The organism is Dietzia maris, from assembly GCF_014144855.1.
Taxonomy (GTDB): domain Bacteria; phylum Actinomycetota; class Actinomycetes; order Mycobacteriales; family Mycobacteriaceae; genus Dietzia; species Dietzia kunjamensis.
The window spans coordinates 1-3528 of the sequence record NZ_JAALDN010000412.1; the positions used below are offsets into that span (position 1 = coordinate 1).

The 3528-nt window shown below is 71.0% G+C and carries 2 protein-coding genes and 1 riboswitch; both genes read left to right on the forward strand.

Annotated elements, in window-relative coordinates:
* The coding region (locus G6024_RS13315; RefSeq protein ID WP_159148903.1) for a M23 family metallopeptidase at positions 1-1066 on the forward strand (1066 nt) is incomplete at its 5' end.
* A gap of 62 nt (positions 1067-1128) precedes the next feature.
* Positions 1129-1322, forward strand: a riboswitch (cobalamin riboswitch).
* 72 nt (positions 1323-1394) lie between these two features.
* Positions 1395-3528, forward strand: a 2134-nt coding sequence (locus G6024_RS13320) for a cobaltochelatase subunit CobN (RefSeq protein WP_200841571.1), incomplete at its 3' end; no start/stop codon positions are given.

The window sequence follows — 3528 nt, forward strand, 5'->3', positions numbered from 1 at the left end:
GCAGCTCACCAACGCCACCAAGGTGCCGGCGAGCGTGGACAAGATCGACGTGGTGGACGGCGCCGATCCCACCAAGGTCATCGCCAGCTTCTCCGCCGCCGCTCTCGTGGACCCGGACTGCGTCTTCGGCGACTGCAACCGCCTACGGGACCTGCCCGCCGGGTACGTCGACACCGCGCAGATCCCGCCGCAGGAGAGCCGGGTCGTGTTCATCGACTTCACCCTCGACTCGCTCGACCAGGCCCCGGACGCGGTGCTGCACCACCTCTACGGGACCGGCGCCGCCTCGCCGGCGTTCGGGGAGCCGGGGCCCATCGACTACCTCACGACGCCGGTCGCCTTCTCCACCCGCACCGTGCCGGTCATCGCTCCGCCCGTGCGGGGCGAGAACTGGGTGGCCCTCAACGGATGTTGCGAACCGGGCTTCCCGCACCGCAGTTCGGTGATGTCGGTCAACGGCAAACTCAACAACAGCCAGCGCTTCGCGATCGACTGGAAGCGCACCAACGACCAGGGCGAGTTCTACACCGGCGACAGGAACCACAACGAGAGCTACGTGGACTACGGCGCCGAGATCCTCGCCGTCGCCGACGCCACCGTCGTCTCGGTCCTCGACGGTATGGAGGCCAACGCGCCGGGGGTCCTGCCCGCCAGCAACCCGGAACTGGCCTCCAAGCTCACCGTCGAGAACGTGGACGGCAACCACGTGGTGCTCGACCTCGGCGACGGCGTGTTCGCGATGTACGCACACATGATCTCCGGCTCGGTCACGGTGAAACCCGGCGACACGGTGACCGAGGGGCAGGTGCTGGGCAAGCTCGGGAACACCGGCAACGCCAACGCCTCGCACCTTCACTTCCAGCTCATGCACGGGCCGAGCCTGCTCGAGGCCGACTCGCTGCCGTACGAGCTGAAGGGGTTCGACTACGCCGGGCAGGTCCCGCCGCAGCGGATCGCCGACGCCGACGACTTCCTGTCCGGCACCTTCGTCGACACCGCGGACCTCTCACCGGAGCCGCGGAGAGGCGAGCTGCCACTCAACCTCGCGGTGGTGGACTTCCCCTGACCGGGATGGCCGTCCCCGGCTGACGCGAGGCAGCCGGTCGGCCACGGGCGGGCTGCGCCGGATAGGCTCCCCGGTGCCGTGGTGTTCGGGAAGCCGGAGGAAAAGCCGGCGCGGCCCTCGCCACTGTAGTCGCGGAGTCACGCGGCCCTCGTCCGTCCCTCACGGGTCGGAGACCACTGGATCCACGGGTCCGGGAAGGTCGGTCGCGCGGCGTTGATGCGGAAGCCAGGAGACCGGCCACGGCGACATGTTCCACGAGGGTTTGGAGAAGAACATGCGCCCCGACCGGCGTTCGGCGTCCCCTGATGACGCCTCGGCACAGCACGACGTGCCCCGCATCACCCTGTTGTCCACCTCCGACACAGACCTGCTCTCCGCGCGCGAATCCGGCGCGGCGTTCACGCTCGGCAACCCGTCCCGACTCGACGTCGAGGCGAATCTGCCCGCACTGCTCGACGGCGCCGACCTGGTGGTGGTCCGCATCCTCGGCTCCCGACGATCCTGGGAGGCCGGGTTCGCCGCCGTGCTCGGCGCGGGCGTCCCGGTAGTGGTCCTGGGTGGGGAGCAGACCCCCGACGCCGACCTGATGGAGCTGTCCACGGTCCCGATCGGCATCGCGGCCGAGGCGCACCGCTATCTCGCCGAGGGCGGCCCGGGCAATCTCGCGCAGCTGCACGCGTTCCTGGCCGACACCGTGCTGCTCACCGGTGCCGGCTTTGAGCCGCCGGAGAGCGTGCCGGTGTGGGGGATGCCGCCGCGGCCGGACACGACGGAAGCCCCCGGCCTGCCCCGCGTGGGCGTGCTCTACTACCGCGCCCACGAGGTGAGCGGGAACTCCGGGTTCGCCCACGCGCTGGCCGACGCGATCGACGCCGCTGGCGCGGTGGGAGTGCCGGTCTTCGCCGGCTCCCTGCGCTCGGCCCCCGACGAGTTGTTCGACGCCCTTGGCACTCTCGATGCGCTGGTCGTGACGGTTCTCGCTGCCGGCGGCACCACGCCCGGCGCGGTGAGTGCGGGCGGCGAGGACGAGACGTGGGACGTCGAGCGCATCGCCGCGCTCGACATTCCCGTATTGCAGGGCCTGTGCCTGACGTGGAGCCGCGAGGACTGGGCTGCCTCAGACGACGGCGTCAACCCGCTGGACTCCGCCAACCAGATCGCGATCCCCGAGTTCGACGGCCGGATCATCACTGCGCCGTTCTCGTTCAAGGAGATCGACGCCGACGGCCTGCCCCGCTACGTGGCCGATCCGGAGCGGTGCGCTCGCGTCGCCGGGATCGCCGTGGCCCACGCGCGGCTGCGCCATGTGGCGCCCGCCGACCGCAAGGTCGCGCTGGTCCTGTCGGCCTATCCGACCAAGCACTCCCGCATCGGCAACGCCGTCGGTCTGGACACCCCGGTCTCGACCATCTGCCTGCTGCGCCGGATGCGCGACGAGGGTTACGACCTGGGCCCGGACGACGGCCCCATCGCCCGGTTCCTGGACACCGCCGGGGACTACGCCGACGACACCGCCGCCGGCGACGCCCTCATCCACGCGCTCATCGACGCGGGCGGGCAGGACGAGGAGTGGCTCACCAGCGCCCAGCTCACCGACAGCCACGTGCGGATCTCCACCGACGACTACCTGCGCTGGACCGCGGACCTGCCCGAGGCGCTGCGCGCGGAGATGGTCGAGGCGTGGGGGCCAGCGCCGGGGAAGCTGTTCGTCAACGACGCCGGCGAGATCGTCCTGGCCACCATCCAGGCCGGCAACGTGGTGCTGCTGATCCAGCCGCCGCGCGGGTTCGGCGAGAACCCGGTCGCCATCTATCACGACCCCGAGCTCGCGCCGTCCCACCACTACCTGGCCGCCTACCGCTGGCTGGCCCACGGTTTCGGCGCGCACGCGCTGGTGCACATCGGCAAGCACGGTTCGCTCGAATGGCTGCCGGGCAAGAACGCCGCGCTCTCGGCGGACTGTGCCACCGACGCGGCGATCGCCGACCTGCCGCTGATCTACCCCTTCCTCGTCAACGACCCCGGCGAGGGCGCGCAGGCCAAGCGCCGTGCGCACGCGACGATCGTCGACCACCTGGTCCCGCCCATGGCGCGTGCCGAGTCGTACGGGGACATCGCGCGGCTGGAGCAGCTGCTCGACGAGTACGGGAACATCGCGTCGATGGATCCGGCCAAGCTCCCGGCCATCCGCGCGCAGATCTGGACCCTCATGCAGTCCGCGCACATGCACGAGGACCTTGGCCTCGAGCAGCGGCCCGACGACGAGGAGTTCGACGACTTCCTCCTCCACGTCGACGGCTGGTTGTGCGAGATCAAGGACGTTCAGATCCGCGACGGCCTGCACGTCCTGGGCCAGGCGCCCGCGGGCGAGGCGCGCGTCAACCTGGTGCTGGCGATCCTGCGGGCCTCGCAGGTGTGGGGCGGCGAGTCCGGCGCGGTTCCGGGCCTGCGCCGCGCACTCG